Here is a 16541-nt window from a genome sequence, read left to right as displayed (position 1 = left end):
GTCAAAATGTGATGTAGTAAGGTAGTTTTTCCAGATCCTAAAAAACCACTTAATACAGTGATAGGTACTTTTTTCATGAAATGATCTCTCCTTTAAATCGTAATGATTACGTTTTATGTTAAACGATAGGAAAAGAAAAAGCAAGAATAAATCATAATGATTACGATTTAAGAATAGAAATAGACTATAAAATTTGTGCTGTAGTATGGAGCATTTGGACAAGCACATGTTTACATATAAATAAAATGGAGGCGAGAAGCTTGGTCTTTAATAGAGTTTCAAAAGAATTAGTAGGCATAGCTCTTATCGCTATGTTTCTCTTTTTATTATTTTTTGTAGATTTTACAAGTCTAGCAAATTTGCACAAAAATATGCCACAGGAATGGTTGAATGTGAATACAGTATTTTTAAGTATCATTTTTGAAGCAATACCCTTTATTTTATTAGGGGTAATTGTTTCTTCATGTATTCAAGTGTTTGTGACAGAAGATATGATTCAAAAAGTAATGCCGAAATCTCCGATTGTTGCAATGATTCCGGCAGTATTTGTGGGAGTTCTTTTTCCAATGTGTGAATGTGTCATTATACCAATTGTAAGAAGGCTCATTCAAAAGGGGTTACCACTTCATGTAGGCATTGTTATTTTACTGAGTGCACCCATTATGAATCCAGTTGTTCTTTTATCTACTGTATATGCGTTTCCAAAAAATGATTACGTTGTATATGCACGCTTTGGGATAACAATTTTAGTTGCTCTATTCATAGGTCTAATTGTGTATTATTGCTATCGCGAAAGAAATGTTTTAAAAGATATAGAGGTTTCAGTTCAAACAAGCAATAAAAAGAGTTGGAAAGATGTTATGAATCATATTGTAGATGAGTTTTTTGATACTGGTAAGTATTTATTGATTGGTGCTTTTTTAGCAAGTGTATTTCAAACGTTTTTTGATCGGAATGTACTGGATGCAGTAGCACATAACGAAGTAATTGCCCCCTTTATTATGATGGGATTTGGTTATGTTTTATCAATTTGCTCTGCAGCCGATGCTTTTATAGCGGCATCTTTTGGACATGTTTTCTCGGTAAAGGCACTTCTCGCATTTCTTGTATTTGGGCCTATGCTTGATATGAAAAATACGTTAATGCTATTTGCATATTTTCAAAAGAGATTTGTATTCTTTTTGATCGGAATTGTCATTGCATCTGTGTATACCATCCTGCAAATCATAATGTTATAGGAGGTGAGAAAGAATGGAGAAAGAGGAGCAGAAGGCGTATCATCGCTATATACGTGGCATTATTTTAATTGGTTTAGCAATGCTCTTATTTAAACTACTTGTAACAGGTAATATTTATAATTTTATCGCTCCAAAAATGATCAAATTTACGTATATAGCTTTTGTAGTAATTTTAATTTTTGGTACTGTACAAGTTTGGGGAGATGGAAGAGAGAAACAGCATGATTGTAATTGTTGTAAACATCATACAACATCAAAATCAGGGATAAAAAGTTTCTTTGTATATGTTTTATTTGTCGTTCCGATAGTTAGTGCTTTTCTCTTTGGAAGTGTAACAATTGATGGAAGTTTAGCAGGAAAAAGGGGTATGAATCAAAGTGTACAGTCGAGAAGTCTGGAAAGGAATGAAAAAGAGGGGGAACAGGTTAATTTTGATGGGCGAGAAGTATCCGTGGATCCAGAAGAAACATCAAATTTATCAACGACTTATAAAACGGAAGAGCAAGTAGTAAAAAGTATGTTAGGACAGCGTAAACTACAAGTAAAGGATAAGGACTATGTTCAAACAATGAATGTAATTGGTCAAAATGTTAATTGGTTTAAAGGGAAAGGAATTACATTCTTAGGGTTTATATATAAGGATAAAGATGTGACGGGTAATAAAACAGTAGTGGCTCGATATGGCATAACTTGTTGTATTGCGGATGCATCAGTCTGGGGGATGATTGTTACCGGGCAAAATGTTGAAAAAATTCCAGAAGAAACATGGGTGGAAATAACAGGATTATTAGGTGAAACGACATATAAAGGAACAGTCTTTCCACTTGTAAAAGTAAACAAAATCAAGAAAATTAATAAGCCAAATGAACCATATGTATATGATGCTTTACCTCAATAGAAAAGAATAAATTCTTCATATTTTCATGAAAATAGAATCATAATCATGGCGATAAAAAAATAAAGATAAGAGTAATTTGGTTTGTTAAAAATATGTGCAGAAGGAGTTATGCGATGAACTGGGTTACTCATAAACCATCATTTGAATTTGAAACATTTAGTCCTATTATTCGGTCACAATCTGCGTGGAGTGGACATTTAGATTTTGCATATGACTTAGTGCGATTTGAAAAACCAGAAACTTTAGTTGAGTTAGGTACACATCTAGGTGCTTCTTTCTTCAGTTTTTGTCAGGGAGTAAAAGATGGAGGGTTATCGACTAAATGCTTTGCAGTAGATACTTGGGCTGGAGATGGGCATACAGGTCCATATGGAGAAGGGGTTTTTCAAATAGTAGAAAAAGTAGTGAGTGATAACTACCTTAATATAGGAAATTTAATTCGATCTACTTTTGATGATGCTGTAGAGCGGTTTCAAGATGAAACGATAAATCTTTTGCATATTGATGGCTATCATACGTATGAAGCTGTTTCTCACGATTATAATACATGGCTACCGAAAGTCGCGAAAAACGGTATTGTATTATTTCATGATATTGAAGTTAGAAGTGGTGATTTCGGAGTATATAAGTTTTGGGATGAGGTAAAAGCGAAGTACCCTCATTTTCAATTTGCGCATTCATATGGACTGGGAGTGTTATTTCCGAAGGGTTGTAGTGATAAGTTTGAAGAAATACTTAAAAATAAAGAAGAAATACAAAATATGTATAAATAAAGGTAGGGCATGCATCATTTTTATGATGTGTGCCCTATTTTTTGCGTAGAAAATAATGGTGTGAATTAAAAAGTTAAGATAGTTGTAAAAAGTTTTGTTGCAGCAAATATTAAAAAAGTTAGTATGGGATTGTTCCTTGTAAATAAAGTGAAGCTTTAATATGTTCATATCGATTCGGAATTTTACAGTAGTTAATTTCTTACCCAAGTGCTTTGCACTTACTGAATTTTAAGGCGGAGGTCTTATTGGCCAAAAATATCGGGATAAATAAAAATACAACATTTTTTATATTTTTCATTGCGAAAAACGTAATCTACTTTTACAATAGAAAGGGTTGTGAATATATTATACTGGAAAAATAAATCGAAATAATATGAAAATTTTGTTTTGTCTTCGCTAATTGTATATTACATACATGTAAGACGACATACGTCATGTTATCGACTTGTAAGGAGAGAAAAAAATGAAAAGTGTAAGATTACCATCGATGCTAGAAATCATAGTTCTTTTATTACTATTTCTTGCTGTTGTCTTTTCCTTCCAAACGATTTTTGATCTCCCAATTCAATTAGCGCTATTTATTTCATGGTTTTTAGTAATTGCGCTTGGATTAAGATTAGGATTTCGTTATCAAGAATTGCAAGATGCAATTACGAAAGGGATTTCTAACGGATTAGAAGCGATACTGATTTTAGTTGCAGTAGGTGCTTTAATTGGAACATGGATTGCTGGTGGGGTAGTACCAACATTAATCTATTATGGATTAGAATTTATTCACCCTAGCATATTCCTATTAGCAACATTAATTATTTGTTCTATAACTTCTATCGCAACAGGAACGTCTTGGGGAACAGTGGGAACAGCAGGTATTGCTATGATGGCGATTGGTGAAGGACTTGGTTTACCACTTCCGCTTGTTGCTGGTGCAGTTCTTTCAGGAGCTTATTTCGGCGACAAATTATCACCACTTTCTGATAGCACAGTTCTTGCAGCTTCTATGGCGAAAGTAGATGTTATTGCTCACGTTCGAGCTATGCTCGTATTAGATGTTCCGGCTTATATTATTACTAGTATTATGTTTACTGTAGCTGGTTGGATGTATGGCGGCGATAATGTAGATTTGAATCGAGTAGAATTTTTAAAAGAAGCTTTATTAAAGCAATTTGATATTAAAATATGGATGCTTGTTCCGGCGGTCATTGTTATCGTTCTATTAGCGATGAAGAAACCGTCTATGCCAACAATTGCAATGGGAGCTTTAATTGGTGCAATTTGGGCAACTCTTTTCCAAGGGATGAACTTTGGAGAGGCGATTGGAACAGCTTATAACGGATTCTCAATTCAATCTGGTGTTGAGTTTGTTGACAAGTTATTAAACCGTGGTGGAATTAACGGCATGCTTGGCTCAGTAGCCGTTATTATTTTCGGTTTAGGATTTGGTGGATTACTTGAAAAACTAGGTGTTTTAAAAGTAATCGTATCAAAATTTGAGAAGAAATTAAATTCTGCAGGTAATGTAACATTGTCTACATTAATCGTGGCATTCTTAGCTAATATATTTGGTTGTGCGATGTATGTATCACTAATTTTAACACCAAAAATTATGGAAGATAGCTATGATAAATTAAAAATAGACCGTCGTGTATTAGCGCGTAACTCAGAAGTAGGTGGAACGTTAACTTCAGGTATGGTTCCATGGTCTGATAATGGTATTTTTATGGCTGGTATTTTAGGTGTAGCAACGTTCTCATACGTTCCGTTTATGTGGTTAAGCTTCGTATCGTTAATTTTAGCAGTTATTTACGGATATACAGGCAAATTCATCTGGTATGTAGATGATGCAGATAAAGGAAAGCAAGCATCATAAAATAAAAATCACCTTCTACAATATGTAGAAGGTGATTTTTTTATTTTTTAATAGCATTTGCTGAAGTTATTTCATTCTCATATTTAGCAATTTTTTGTTGTATCTTTTTTAAGTTTTTTTCAGTGTCTTGCATGAGCTGTAAGACATTGGTCTCCTGTTGTTTCATTAATTCTAACCTTTGAAGGATGGTAGATTCTCCTTCCATAGACCAGTCGATAAATTGTTTTATTTTTTGAATTGGCATACTGGTGTTTTTTAAACACAAAATCATTTCTAAATATTTCAGTGCTTCTTCATCAAAAACTCGATCTCCTTTTTCGTTTCTTTGCAGAAAAGGAAACAGTCCTTGTTTATCGTAATAACGTATTTGAGAAATAGTTAAATGTTGCATTTTGGCGACTTGCCCAATTGTATAATACATATCATTCATCCTTTTATTACCAAGGTATAATGCCATCTTTGTTAAGTATTTTACCATTATAGTTTGTTTCACTTAATGCATATTTAATAATAATTTTAGCACTTTCAGTGGTTGTATGGCCACCGGGGGAATTTCCATTAAGATCCGTAGTTGTAAAACCAGGAGTTACCCCAAATACTTCGGGACCGTTAGTGGAAAATTCTTTACTAAAAGCTAATGTTAAAGCATTAATAGCTGTTTTGGAAGAATTATATCCTAGTGTATTAATTGGATGTGTTTCACCATTAGCAAACATTGTTAGTGAGGCCATGTCAGTTGTTACATTTATGATTTTACTGTTGCTTGAATTCTTTAATAATGGTAAAAAGGCTTGCATCATTTGGAAAGTTCCAAAAAAATTAACTTCAAATCCTTGGCGTAAAGTTTCAATATTTAATTCACTAGGTAGTGTATTGAAGTCTAGCGCTATGCCTGCGTTATTAATTAATAAATGTAAGTGGTCAGTCATTTCGTAAATTTTCTTTATTGCTTCTTGAATGGATTGTGAATTTGAAATATCTACTTGAATATAGGAAACGTTTGAAACATTTAAAGATTCTACGGCTTGTTGTCCAAGTTGTTCATTACGAGCACCTAAAAATACGTGATAATCTTTTTCTGCTAATTGACGAACAAGTTCATATCCAATTCCTTTATTTGCACCTGTTATAAAAGCATATTTTTTCATATTGAATTCCTCCAGTAGTGTTATAGTAGGTTACAATGGAAAGGATACAGCCTAAACTTAAGTTTAGGTCAAGAGGAATTTTTTAAAATAAATATAGAATATCTATATATAAGAGTGAGAATTCTTATCATTTAAGAGAAAGTCTGTTATTATAAGAGATGTAGGTATTATATTTTCAAGGGGATGAAAACATGGAGTACAGAATTGAAAGAGATACATTAGGAGAAATAAAAGTTCCAGCTGATAAATTATGGGCAGCACAAACACAACGTAGTAAAGAAAACTTTCCAATTGGAACAGAGCAAATGCCACTTGAAATTGTAAAAGCATTTGCAATTTTAAAGAAGAGTGCAGCGCTTAGCAATCAAAAATTAGGAAAGCTATCAGAAGAAAAAGCAGAAGCAATTGTAGAAGCTGCGGATGAAGTGATTGCAGGGAAATGGAATGAACATTTTCCGCTTGTCGTATGGCAAACAGGTAGTGGTACACAGTCAAACATGAATGTGAATGAAGTAATTGCAAATCGTGGGAATCGAATTTTGAAAGAGAAGGGATCTGACGTACATATTCATCCGAATGATGATGTGAACATGTCACAAAGTTCAAATGATACATTTCCAACGGCGCTTCATGTAGCTTGTGTAATCGCAGTAGAAAATCACGTATTACCAGCAATTACGAAATTAAAAGAAACTTTAGCAGAAAAAGTAACTGCATTTGAACATATTATAAAAATTGGTCGTACACATTTACAAGATGCAACGCCGTTAACTTTAGGGCAAGAAATTAGCGGATGGCACCGTATGCTTGAAAAAACAGAGCGTATGATTGCAGAGAGCAATACATATATGAAAGAGTTAGCAATTGGTGGAACTGCGGTTGGAACAGGTATCAATGCTCATCCTAAATTTGGTGAGATGGTATCAGAGGAAATTAGTCAATTTACAGGTAAACAATTTGTTTCTGCACCAAATAAGTTCCATGCATTAACGAGCCATGATGAAGTTGTATATACTCACGGTGCATTAAAAGCATTAGCTGCGGATTTAATGAAAATCGCTAACGATGTACGTTGGCTTGCAAGTGGTCCACGTAGTGGTCTTGGAGAAATTATTATTCCAGCAAATGAACCGGGAAGCTCTATTATGCCAGGGAAAGTAAATCCAACGCAAAGTGAAGCATTAACGATGGTTGTAGCGCAAGTGATGGGGAATGATGCAACAATCGGATTTGCTGCGAGCCAAGGTAACTTTGAGTTAAATGTATTTAAACCTGTTATTGCTTATAACTTCTTACAATCAGCTCACTTATTAGCGGATGCAATTGTTTCGTTTAATGACAATTGTGCAGTTGGTATTGAAGCAGATGAAGATGTAATTAATGAAAATGTGAATCGTTCACTAATGCTTGTAACAGCGCTAAACCCACATATCGGATATGAAAATGCAGCGAAAATTGCGAAGCATGCTCATAAAGAAGGGTTAACTTTAAAAGAAGCAGCATTGCAATCTGGGCTACTAACAGAAGAGCAATTTGATGAAATTGTAGATCCAAAGAAAATGATTGCTCCAAAAGAGTAATAGAGAAAGCCAAGGTTCTTAGTATAGAATCTTGGCTTTTTTGATGTTCATTTTTATGTTTCATCTACTTGCAATACTACAAGCTTCAAAATATATTATTTGTTAGCAGGCGTATTCATTACTTTCATCTGTGGGCAGTTCTCTTTTAAGAGTGAAATGAATTTTTCTTCTTCTAGTGGTACGAAAGTGGTCACTGAGTCAAATAAATTGTAATGGATTTCTAATTGTTGTCTAGTCCATTTTTTTGAATGAAGTTTTTTACCAGAGTATTTAACGTGACGAATATCTTCAAATGGAATTTCAGTATGAAAAATGAAACCGTGTTTTACAACAAGAGATGATTCCGTTATGTTGTAGTGAGAGAAATAGAATGAAGAAAGATTCACGATATTTAATAGCATCATGAGAGTGAAAAAAATAGAATTTTCATTTTGGAAGAATAACGAAACGAAAAAAATAATTATAAATAATGTAATGAAAATGACGTGGAATGGATTTTTTTTCGCTTTAAATTTCAAGTTAGTCACCTCGGTATACTTGTTCTTTAACTAAATTAAATCATAACATTGTGATAAAACGTGTGAATATGCAGAATTGCATATTCGCGCGTTTTATTATTCATGTAAAATTTCTTGATGGGATAAATTCAAAAGAAGTTTTGTAATAGTGGAGTGGCATAAAGTGACTTACAAGAATAGAAAGATAGCGTTAGTCATAATTAGTTGTATGATCATTATGAGTAGTTGTGCTAATAAATTTGTTGAAGATAGAAATCGAAAGCATACATTTGTACAAGCAAGTAAGGTTTTAGTAGAGACTGTAAATAGAATATATAAAAAGTAAAGGATGTTTTCTTATACGAAAACATCTTTTTTGTAGTTAAAATTGAATACTGAAGTTTTGGAATGAGTGAATACCAGTTCCATATTCACTAATCGCATATGTATTCTGTGCAATTTGTTTAACGGTAAACTAAGGGTCTTGAAGAATATTTATGTTCTATTTCACATCCTATAAAATGAATTTGTATAAACATATTCGCTTTTCGTTGTATTAAACCCTTTTGTTAGATGTTTTTATAAAAGTTTATAAAATGGGCAAACGAAACGTTGAAATGTTTGTTTGTGTTGTGATAAGATAATGAAGTGATAATAAACGATATATTGATTTGTTTGGTTTTAAATAAACATTTTGAAGGAGTGTTTAGTATGAGCGATATTTCAGAGAAGTTTTGGGATGCGTCAATAGAGGAATTAAAGAAAGGGTATGTGTTTGATGAAGAAAAAGAGGAGTACATTTGCTTAGCTTGTGGTGAAACATTTATTAAAGGTGTTATTTATCAAGATAACCAAATTTTGTATGAAGCAGAGAAGTTCGTCCAATTGCATATTCAAAATGAGCATACGTCTATGTTTGATTATTTGTTAAATATGGATAAGAAATTTACTGGTTTAACGGATTTACAAAAGAAAATGGTTCAGTTTTTCCATATGGGACTGAATGATAAAGAAATTGTAAAAGAGATGGATGGCGGAAGTACATCAACAATTCGTAATCATCGATTTACACTGCGAGAGAAAATGAAGCAAGCAAAAGTATTTTTAGCGCTAATGGAATTATCAGAAGAAAAATTAAAAGTACAAACGAAATTTGTGCCAATTCATAGAACAGCAACGATGGTGGATGATCGATACAATATTACGGAAGAAGAAAATGATGAAGTATTAAAAGCTCATTTTACAGAAGGATTAGATGGACCTCTCTCTAAATTTCCGAAGAAACAAAAGCGTAAATTAATTATATTGCGCCATTTAGTGAAGAAGTTTGATAGTAATAAAAAGTATACTGAAAAAGAAGTAAATACAGTGATAGAAAATGTATACCCTGATTTTGTAACTTTAAGAAGATATTTAATCGAATATGGATTTTTAGATCGAACAGCCGATGGAAGTCAATATTGGGTGAAGTTATAATCATACGAAAAGAAAATGAATAGAAGCACAGTATTATAACAACTATACAAAGAGATAGAGATTGAAAATAGATGTTTAATAAAAGGAGAAATGAAATTTGAAACCACCTGCAGATAACAATAAAGAAGGTGCGGAGTCACATAAGTTGGAAAGTGAGAGTAAACCGATTTGGAAATCGATGTCGATGTTTTTAGTACCGTTATTATTAAGTAATGTACTACAATCAGTTGGACAATTATTTGGTATGGTAGTAGTAGGAAGATGGCTTGGAGTTAATGATTTAGCGGCTATATCAGCATTCTTCCCATTATTTTTCTTGCTCGTTTCATTTGTAATTGGTATCGGTTCAGGAAGCTCTATTTTAATTGGTCAGGCGTTTGGTGCTAAAAACGAAGATCGTTTAAAAGCTATCGTTGGTACGACGTTGACGTTTACCTTTATTATTGGAGTTGTGTTGGCGATAATAGGCAGTATTTTTGCGATGGATATTATGCGTCTAATGGGAACGCCAGAAAATATTATTGAAATAAGTGTACATTATGCACGGATTTTATTTATATCGATGCCAGTATTATTTTTATATTTCGCATATACAACATTTATGAGAGGTACAGGAGATTCTAAAACGCCATTTTACTTTTTAATTGTAAGTACAGCGCTAAATATGATCTTATTACCGATTCTTATTTTTGGATGGTTAGGAGCTCCGAAATTAGATGTGTATGGAGCGGCCTATGCATCTGTTATATCTACAGTTATTACGTTTATTGTCATGCTTGTGTATTTAAAGAAGAAAAATCACCCATTACAACTAGATGGAACGGTTAGAAAATACCTTCGAATGGATGGGGAGTTATTAAAGCTATTACTAAGGCTCGGTATTCCAGCGAGTATTAATATGATATTAGTTTCATTATCTGAAATTGCCGTAATCGCATTTGTAAATCGTTACGGTTCGGATGCAACAGCTGCTTACGGCGTTGTGAATCAAGTTGCAAGTTATGTACAAATGCCAGCAGTTAGCCTTGGTATTACAGTTTCCATTTTTGCGGCACAATCGATTGGTGCGAATCAATTTGATCGATTACAGAAAGTTGTGAAGGCCGGAATTATTATGAACTACGTCATCGGTGGTGTGTTAATATCTCTTATTTACGTATTCTCAAGAGACATTTTATCACTATTTTTAACGAGTCAAACTACAATTGAAATTGCTCATAGCTTAGTTATGATTACATTATGGAGTTATTTAATTTTCGGTCATGCACAAATTATTAGTGCGACAATGCGAGCGAGCGGTACAGTACTTTGGCCAACTGTTATTGGAGTTGTTTCAATTTGGCTTGTAGAAGTACCCGTAGCATATTATCTTTCTTACCATACAAGTCTTGGAATAGAAGGCATTTGGATCGGGTATCCAGCAGCATTTATTGTCAGCTTAATATTACAGTATGCATATTATAAGCTTTCATGGCAAAAGAAACGAATTACACGATTAGTTAGTTAAATAGAAAAATGTCCCTAAGTTATTAGACTTAGGGACATTTTTTCGTAAGTGCAGGTTTATAAATAGCTTTTTAAAGTTATATCAAAATGTTGTCTAATGAGTGTTTTATCACTCATATAAAACTCCCACGCTTTTTCCGGTTCACCGATAATCTCAAAGGATTCCTCTGTAATATATAAAGCGCAATTATCCTCCAGTGCAATTCCTTCTATATTCCCTTGATGATTTTGTAAAAAGGAATGGAAGGCGTTCATTCTGTTTAATTGATTATAATGTGGACAAAATCTTTTATTAACAATACCCCATCCGTTACTCTCTATATAACCAGAACCTTCATAATCTGATCGGATACTAGACGTGAACCAACACATAGCACCAGCGCTATAACCAGCAATAAGTGTTCCTTGCTGCAGAGCCAATAATAATTTTTCATCGAGTCTATGTTCTTTCCATTGCGTAAGCATGTGAATATAGTTCCCGCCACCTAAATAAATTAAATCGGCTGAATGAATCATCTCGTCTATTTCATACTTTGAAGGTGAATCTGTTGTAGTACGTAAAATTTGTACTTCACAATGTAATTGTTTTTCAAAAGTGTCTAAAAATAATTTTATATAGCTTTCATCATCATGACTAGCCGTTGGAATAAACAATATTTTTGGGTACTGTTTATTTGTTAATTCTATAAGGCGTTCATTAATAGGCAAGTGATTTGAATCTTGTAAATCACCGCCACCAATGACAGCTAATTTCATAGTAAAGCACCACCTAATTATTTTTGTTATATAAAAATTCGATAGAAGAGAGTTACATTCCTTCCGTAATGTAATCAATAATTAGAAAATGTAGCTTAAGTATATCGGAATAGTAAAGAAACTACTGACTATATATACCAATGCATTAGAAACCATACATTGATATATAATATTTCATACTAATGTTTCAAAATATGGAAAAAATATGTTTAAATAGATATAATGACGCATTGATTCATATTGAATTTATACTTATATTTTAAAAGGGTATCGGAAATAATAGCGATTTTTTAAAACAGTTTTTACTTTTAATTTTTACTTTTAATAGGAAGTTGTATTACAATATGTTAAAATTATTTCAATATATTTATTTAATATGAAATACAAAGAAGGAGCGTGAAAAAAGTGGATTTTCGATTTGAATTTACAACGAAGCTGAGAGAATACTTAGACGATGAGAAGGATGAAAAAATAATAAAAGATGGACACAGAGATGTAATTTTTCACTATTTATATGCGTTAGAGACTGAAATTGGCGTTGTTAAAAATCCTAATTTTACTTTTTTTGCATCAGGAAGACGTTCACATATAGTGTTAGAAAACGTTGAATTTAAAACAGAAGTAAATGTAAAAAGTAATATAATTGAAATTACAAAAATAGTGGATAATGTAGCTATTCCGTTAGATACTATCGTAGCGAAAGATCGGGAATTATTTGCACTTGGACGTAATGAGAAGTTTAGTGTACAAATATTAGAGCAGTATCTTTTTGATACATTTGGAGAAAAATTAGGTTTAAAATGAATGGAATAGCCTATGTATTTATGGGTAGTTAATTTTCATATATATCATTTACGTTTGACCTTTCATTTAATTTATACTACAATTCGTAGTGTGAAAGGAGTTGTACAATGTTTACTCAAAACTATAAGTTAAATGAGCACGGGTTAAATCATTTCTTTGGACCGCTTGAAGCGAAAATTATGGAGATTGTTTGGTCTAGCGATGGTATTACTATTAAAGAAGTGCAGCAGAAATTAAGTGAAGAATCACCTGTGAATTTTAACACTGTTATGACAGTTATGAACAGGTTAGTAGAGAAATTACACTTAGAAAAACAGACTGTGAAAAGAAGTGGTATATATCGTGCTGTACAAACAAAAGAAGAATTCTTATCCAATCAAACGAAGAAAATGACACAGGAATTGATGGGGGAATTTGGAGATTTAGTTGTAAATCATATGTTAGATGAGTTAGAGCAGGCTGATCCGACTTTAATAAAAAAGTTAGAAGACAAATTGAGTCAGTTAAAAAGAGAGGATTAATGAAATGAAATGGCAAATGCGTAAAATCGTATTGTTAGCAGTAATTGTTAGTATCCTCTTTTTCAGTATGTTAGTGTATTACGTTACATATCCATTTCTGTTTCAAAATAAGATGTTCCTTCTTTCAAATTTTTGCTTGTTCCAGTTAGAAAAACATATGAAAGAATTATCGCTGATTCGTATTATAATCGCTGGATTATTACTACTTACTGTATTAATCGTGTGCAAAAGAATTTGGCGACAATTTTTCTATAGTAAAAAATTACAAAAAGTACTTATCCCTTTCGTCCGAAAAAGAAAACAAATATATATATTGCCGACTACGGAAGTTGCGGCATTTACAATTGGGCTATTTCGTCCGAAAGTTGTCATGTCGGAAGGGTTGCTTCAAACATTTTCAGATGAAGAAATTGATGCGATTATTTTCCATGAAGAATATCATCAAAAGAATTGGGATCCGCTAAAATTATTTTGTTTTACGCTATTAGCAGAAGGAATGATGTACATACCGATATTAAAAGGGTTGTTACAGCGATATCATACGTATCAGGAGCTAGCTGCTGATAAATATGCGATGCAAAAAATGGAATCTTCATTTGAGTTAGGTAGCGCGTTATTAAAATTAATTAAAATAAAGACAATGGAAAATCGATGTGTTACAGCTTCATTTGCAAAAACAGCAATAAATTTACGAATCGAGCAAGTGTTAAATGAAAAGGTTGTTAAGCTTACTATTCCATTACATACGAATTCGGTATATGTAACAGTAGGTTTATTCTGTATGTCGGTTGTACTTATTGTCGGAGAGTGCATATAGCCTCTTTTTTTAAGAATAAACACTACTCATTGTAGTGTTTAAGGGGGAATAAAATGAATGCAGCAGATTTAACAATTTGGCTTGTGGCTGGGGCGGGAGTATTGTCATTTATATCACCGTGCTCTTTACCGCTATATCCATCTTATTTATCTTATATTACAGGTGTGTCTATCCAAGATTTAAAAGAAAATCGTGGGATTATGCAAAAATCAGCGATTATACATACAGTATTTTTTATGATCGGATTTTCGGTTATATTTTACGCGTTAGGTTTATCGGTAAGCTGGATTGGAATAACATTTTCATCTAACCAAAAATTGATTCAACAAATTGGTGGGATTTTTATTGTTTTAATGGGGCTATTTATGACGGGCTTGTTTCAGCCTAAGTGGCTTATGGCAGAGAAAAAGGTGCAGTATAGAAGTAAATCGACTGGATATATTCGCTCGATTTTAGTCGGTATGACATATGCAGCGGGTTGGACGCCATGTGTTGGACCGATATTTTCAGCTGTACTCATGCTTGGCGCGACGAATCCTGAAGGGGCGCTTCTTTATATTACAGCGTATACTCTTGGGTTTGCGGTTCCATTTTTCGTGATGGCATTCTTTATTGGGAAGGTAAAATGGATTGTTACATATGCCAATGTCATGATGAAAATTGGCGGTGGAATGATGATTGTAACAGGTATTTTATTGTATACAAATCAAATGACGAAAATTACAGCATTCTTTATTCGTCTATTCGTTGGATTTACAGGTTTTTAAAAATGAGGAGGAAGAAAAGTGAAGAAAATAATTGCTATTATATTAGTAGGGGCACTCGTTTGGGCGGGGGTTAACTTTTATAATTCAAAGAAAGAAGAGAAGGAAAGAAAAGCGAAACAAGCAGAGTTACAGGAGAAAGAAGTATTACCACAAGTCGGTTTTAAAGCACCTAGCATCACATTAAAAGGATTAGACGGAAAGTTACAGTCGTTAAATGATGCCAAGGGAAAACCGTATATTATTAATTTTTGGGCATCATGGTGTGGGCCGTGTGAAATGGAGGCACCTGACTTAGTTCATATGTATGATAAATATAAAAAGGATGTTGAAATTTTTGCGGTGAATGCAACTGTTAGTGACCCAGTACAAGAAGCAAGCGCATTTGCTAATCGTTATGGTTTTGAGTTTCCTGTTCTACTAGATATGGACGGAGTAGCTGGACTAGATTATAAAGTATTCTCTTTACCGACGACATTTTTTGTTAATAAGGATGGAATTATAGTAGATCATGTACGAGGTGTATTGCCACCCGATCAATTAGAAAAGAAATTTAAGAAATTGATTGAGAATTAAAAGGAGATTTCGTGACAATGGAATGGATCGTGAGGTTACAACCCATATCTCTTATAATTGGAAGTCTATTTGGGTTTATGTTGATGAAACGAAAGATGAGGCATCAAAATGTATCATATGAAAAAATGATGGATGCCTTAACAAATGCTTTTCTTATCATCGTATTTGTATGGAAGTTTGCACCAGCAATTTTAAATCCTGTATGGGCTTTTGGGGCGCCGGTGCAAGCAATATTAGCTATTGGAAGTATGCAACATATTGTAGTAGGATGCGTAATTGCGAGTGTATACATTGTTTGGAAAAGTAAAAAGGAACAATTTTCGCTTCGTATTTTACTTGATGTACTCCCTTTTGGATTGTGTGTGTGCATTATCTTTTATTTTCTATTCCATCATGAAGTAGGTGTACAAACGACACTATCATGGGGAATGAATATATATGAATCTAAATTTTTATATCATCCTATTTTCGTATATGAGATCATCCTTGCTCTTTGTATAATGGGCTTGTTATGGATGAAAAATGAAAGGCTCGGAAATGGAAAGAATATAAGTGTTTTTCTAATTATTGAGGGGTTTGCTCATATTATTATTTCGCTTGTTAGTGAACAAAATTCGGTTCTGTTTGGTCTATCAGCAGAGCAAATAATGAGCTTTTGTATTATTAGTTTAGGGATTTTGTTGGGGCCTAAAAAATAAAAAATAGCCATTAACGGATATTCCCCGTACATGGCTATTTTTTTATTACATATATTAAAAAATCGGCGGAGTAACAGAAAATAAGACTATCGCGTTTTTTTCAAAATGATTCACCCATTTATGCTTTAAATAAGCAGGTATCTTTACACTGTCACCAGTTTCTAATACGTATTCTTCCTCATTTAAATATAATGTGATTTTCCCTTCTAAGACAAATGCTAATTCTTCTCCTTTATGTTCTAGCACATTTTCTGATGAAGCTGTATTAGGCGGGACGGTCATAATTGCTGTTGCTAAATTTCCAGTGAAATCAGGTGAAAGCATTTCATATGATAAATTATCAATAATCATTTTCTTTCGTTTATGGGAACGTACAATTAAATCGTCTGTATTTGTATCTTCAAGTAAAAAGCTAAATGTTGGCACATCAAGAGCTTTAGCAAGCACTTTTAATGTTTGGATAGAAGGGTTAGCGGACCCGCGCTCAATTTGACTTAACATTGATGGTGTAATATCGGCCATCTTTGCTAGTTCTTTACTAGTTAAACCTTTTTCTTTTCTTTGTTTTTCAATTTTTTTACCAATATCTATATTTTCCATAATGAAAATCTCCTTAATAATT

The 16541-nt window shown here is 33.0% G+C and carries 19 protein-coding genes; 13 read left to right on the top strand and 6 right to left on the bottom strand.

The window, feature by feature from the left end; translation table 11 throughout:
- A partial coding sequence (locus MR107_RS26030; protein ID WP_305037299.1) for a GTP-binding protein occupies positions 1-77 on the bottom strand: 77 nt, incomplete at its 3' end.
- 168 nt (positions 78-245) lie between these two features.
- Between MR107_RS26030 and MR107_RS26025 the strand changes: the two genes are divergently transcribed.
- The 4 genes from MR107_RS26025 to nhaC all read left to right on the top strand — a co-directional run bounded on the left by MR107_RS26025 (position 246) and on the right by nhaC (position 4776).
- Entirely contained in the window at positions 246-1238 is a 993-nt protein-coding gene (locus tag MR107_RS26025; protein ID WP_170871713.1) for a permease, read from the top strand.
- 13 nt (positions 1239-1251) lie between these two features.
- On the top strand, positions 1252-2136 hold the full coding sequence (locus tag MR107_RS26020) for a TIGR03943 family putative permease subunit (RefSeq protein ID WP_242292888.1): 885 nt from the start codon (positions 1252-1254) through the stop codon (positions 2134-2136).
- Between the two features lie 113 nt (positions 2137-2249).
- Positions 2250-2909, top strand: coding sequence for a class I SAM-dependent methyltransferase (locus tag MR107_RS26015; protein WP_089148932.1), 660 nt, complete (start codon positions 2250-2252; stop codon positions 2907-2909).
- A 463-nt stretch (positions 2910-3372) separates the two neighbouring features.
- Complete coding sequence (gene nhaC / locus MR107_RS26010; RefSeq protein ID WP_000843992.1) at positions 3373-4776, top strand: Na+/H+ antiporter NhaC; 1404 nt, start codon at positions 3373-3375, stop codon at positions 4774-4776.
- Between the two features lie 40 nt (positions 4777-4816).
- Here nhaC and MR107_RS26005 read toward each other — a convergent pair whose 3' ends face one another.
- A complete protein-coding gene (locus MR107_RS26005) occupies positions 4817-5197 on the bottom strand; it encodes a MerR family transcriptional regulator (RefSeq protein ID WP_012593198.1) in 381 nt (126 codons plus the stop codon).
- Between the two features lie 16 nt (positions 5198-5213).
- The gene (locus tag MR107_RS26000) at positions 5214-5924 is read right to left on the bottom strand and encodes an SDR family NAD(P)-dependent oxidoreductase (protein WP_000759545.1); all 711 of its coding nucleotides are present in this window, start codon (positions 5922-5924) and stop codon (positions 5214-5216) included.
- Between the two features lie 191 nt (positions 5925-6115).
- Between MR107_RS26000 and fumC the strand changes: the two genes are divergently transcribed.
- The gene (gene fumC, locus MR107_RS25995; RefSeq protein WP_242292887.1) at positions 6116-7504 is read left to right on the top strand and encodes a class II fumarate hydratase; all 1389 of its coding nucleotides are present in this window, start codon (positions 6116-6118) and stop codon (positions 7502-7504) included.
- Between the two features lie 95 nt (positions 7505-7599).
- On the opposite strand, the gene MR107_RS25990 is transcribed toward fumC, so the two are convergent.
- Positions 7600-8022 (bottom strand): PH domain-containing protein, encoded by a 423-nt coding sequence (locus tag MR107_RS25990; RefSeq protein ID WP_000669069.1) that lies wholly within the window; start codon positions 8020-8022, stop codon positions 7600-7602.
- A 690-nt stretch (positions 8023-8712) separates the two neighbouring features.
- Here MR107_RS25990 and MR107_RS25985 point away from each other — a divergent pair.
- Complete coding sequence (locus MR107_RS25985; protein WP_242292886.1) at positions 8713-9477, top strand: DUF2087 domain-containing protein; 765 nt, start codon at positions 8713-8715, stop codon at positions 9475-9477.
- Between the two features lie 97 nt (positions 9478-9574).
- Complete coding sequence (locus tag MR107_RS25980) at positions 9575-10984, top strand: MATE family efflux transporter (RefSeq protein WP_000804124.1); 1410 nt, start codon at positions 9575-9577, stop codon at positions 10982-10984.
- A 56-nt stretch (positions 10985-11040) separates the two neighbouring features.
- Here the strand turns inward: MR107_RS25980 and MR107_RS25975 are convergent, their stop codons facing one another.
- The gene (locus MR107_RS25975; RefSeq protein ID WP_000762116.1) at positions 11041-11739 is read right to left on the bottom strand and encodes a peptidase E; all 699 of its coding nucleotides are present in this window, start codon (positions 11737-11739) and stop codon (positions 11041-11043) included.
- 405 nt (positions 11740-12144) lie between these two features.
- Between MR107_RS25975 and MR107_RS25970 the strand changes: the two genes are divergently transcribed.
- The 6 genes from MR107_RS25970 (at position 12145) to MR107_RS25945 (ending at position 15919) form a co-directional block, all read left to right on the top strand.
- Positions 12145-12543, top strand: a complete 399-nt coding sequence (locus tag MR107_RS25970; protein WP_242292885.1) for a DUF3942 family protein — start codon at positions 12145-12147, stop codon at positions 12541-12543.
- Between the two features lie 107 nt (positions 12544-12650).
- Positions 12651-13064, top strand: a complete 414-nt coding sequence (locus MR107_RS25965; RefSeq protein ID WP_000495053.1) for a BlaI/MecI/CopY family transcriptional regulator — start codon at positions 12651-12653, stop codon at positions 13062-13064.
- A gap of 4 nt (positions 13065-13068) precedes the next feature.
- The gene (locus MR107_RS25960) at positions 13069-13881 is read left to right on the top strand and encodes a M56 family metallopeptidase (protein WP_000871939.1); all 813 of its coding nucleotides are present in this window, start codon (positions 13069-13071) and stop codon (positions 13879-13881) included.
- Positions 13882-13934: 53 nt separating this feature from the next.
- Positions 13935-14648, top strand: coding sequence for a cytochrome c biogenesis CcdA family protein (gene ccdA, locus MR107_RS25955; RefSeq protein WP_242292884.1), 714 nt, complete (start codon positions 13935-13937; stop codon positions 14646-14648).
- 18 nt (positions 14649-14666) lie between these two features.
- Positions 14667-15221, top strand: a complete 555-nt coding sequence (locus MR107_RS25950) for a TlpA family protein disulfide reductase (RefSeq protein ID WP_000719879.1) — start codon at positions 14667-14669, stop codon at positions 15219-15221.
- Positions 15222-15238: 17 nt separating this feature from the next.
- Entirely contained in the window at positions 15239-15919 is a 681-nt protein-coding gene (locus MR107_RS25945) for a prolipoprotein diacylglyceryl transferase family protein (RefSeq protein ID WP_242292883.1), read from the top strand.
- Positions 15920-15973: 54 nt separating this feature from the next.
- On the opposite strand, the gene MR107_RS25940 is transcribed toward MR107_RS25945, so the two are convergent.
- Positions 15974-16519: a helix-turn-helix domain-containing protein gene (locus MR107_RS25940; RefSeq protein WP_063220022.1), complete on the bottom strand. Its 546-nt coding sequence runs from the start codon at positions 16517-16519 to the stop codon at positions 15974-15976.
- Between the last annotated feature and the right edge of the window lie 22 nt (positions 16520-16541).

This window comes from Bacillus cereus group sp. BfR-BA-01441, from assembly GCF_022663075.1.
In the GTDB taxonomy this organism is placed as follows: Bacteria; Bacillota; Bacilli; order Bacillales; family Bacillaceae_G; genus Bacillus_A; species Bacillus_A cereus.
Note: the sequence above shows the minus strand (reverse complement) of the source record. Positions and strands in the feature narration are given on the sequence as shown.

Bases quoted from the DNA above. Each gene is read 5' to 3' on its own strand.
- MR107_RS26025 (WP_170871713.1), top strand. From the start codon at position 246: ATGGAGGCGAGAAGCTTGGTCTTTAATAGAGTTTCAAAAGAATTAGTA.
- MR107_RS25945 (WP_242292883.1), top strand. From the start codon at position 15,239: ATGGAATGGATCGTGAGGTTACAACCCATATCTCTTATAATTGGAAGT.
- MR107_RS25960 (WP_000871939.1), top strand. From the start codon at position 13,069: ATGAAATGGCAAATGCGTAAAATCGTATTGTTAGCAGTAATTGTTAGT.
- MR107_RS26020 (WP_242292888.1), top strand. From the start codon at position 1,252: ATGGAGAAAGAGGAGCAGAAGGCGTATCATCGCTATATACGTGGCATT.
- MR107_RS25985 (WP_242292886.1), top strand. From the start codon at position 8,713: ATGAGCGATATTTCAGAGAAGTTTTGGGATGCGTCAATAGAGGAATTA.
- MR107_RS25975 (WP_000762116.1), bottom strand. From the start codon at position 11,739: ATGAAATTAGCTGTCATTGGTGGCGGTGATTTACAAGATTCAAATCAC.
- MR107_RS26000 (WP_000759545.1), bottom strand. From the start codon at position 5,924: ATGAAAAAATATGCTTTTATAACAGGTGCAAATAAAGGAATTGGATAT.
- fumC (WP_242292887.1), top strand. From the start codon at position 6,116: ATGGAGTACAGAATTGAAAGAGATACATTAGGAGAAATAAAAGTTCCA.
- MR107_RS25965 (WP_000495053.1), top strand. From the start codon at position 12,651: ATGTTTACTCAAAACTATAAGTTAAATGAGCACGGGTTAAATCATTTC.
- nhaC (WP_000843992.1), top strand. From the start codon at position 3,373: ATGAAAAGTGTAAGATTACCATCGATGCTAGAAATCATAGTTCTTTTA.
- ccdA (WP_242292884.1), top strand. From the start codon at position 13,935: ATGAATGCAGCAGATTTAACAATTTGGCTTGTGGCTGGGGCGGGAGTA.
- MR107_RS26015 (WP_089148932.1), top strand. From the start codon at position 2,250: ATGAACTGGGTTACTCATAAACCATCATTTGAATTTGAAACATTTAGT.
- MR107_RS25940 (WP_063220022.1), bottom strand. From the start codon at position 16,519: ATGGAAAATATAGATATTGGTAAAAAAATTGAAAAACAAAGAAAAGAA.
- MR107_RS26005 (WP_012593198.1), bottom strand. From the start codon at position 5,197: ATGTATTATACAATTGGGCAAGTCGCCAAAATGCAACATTTAACTATT.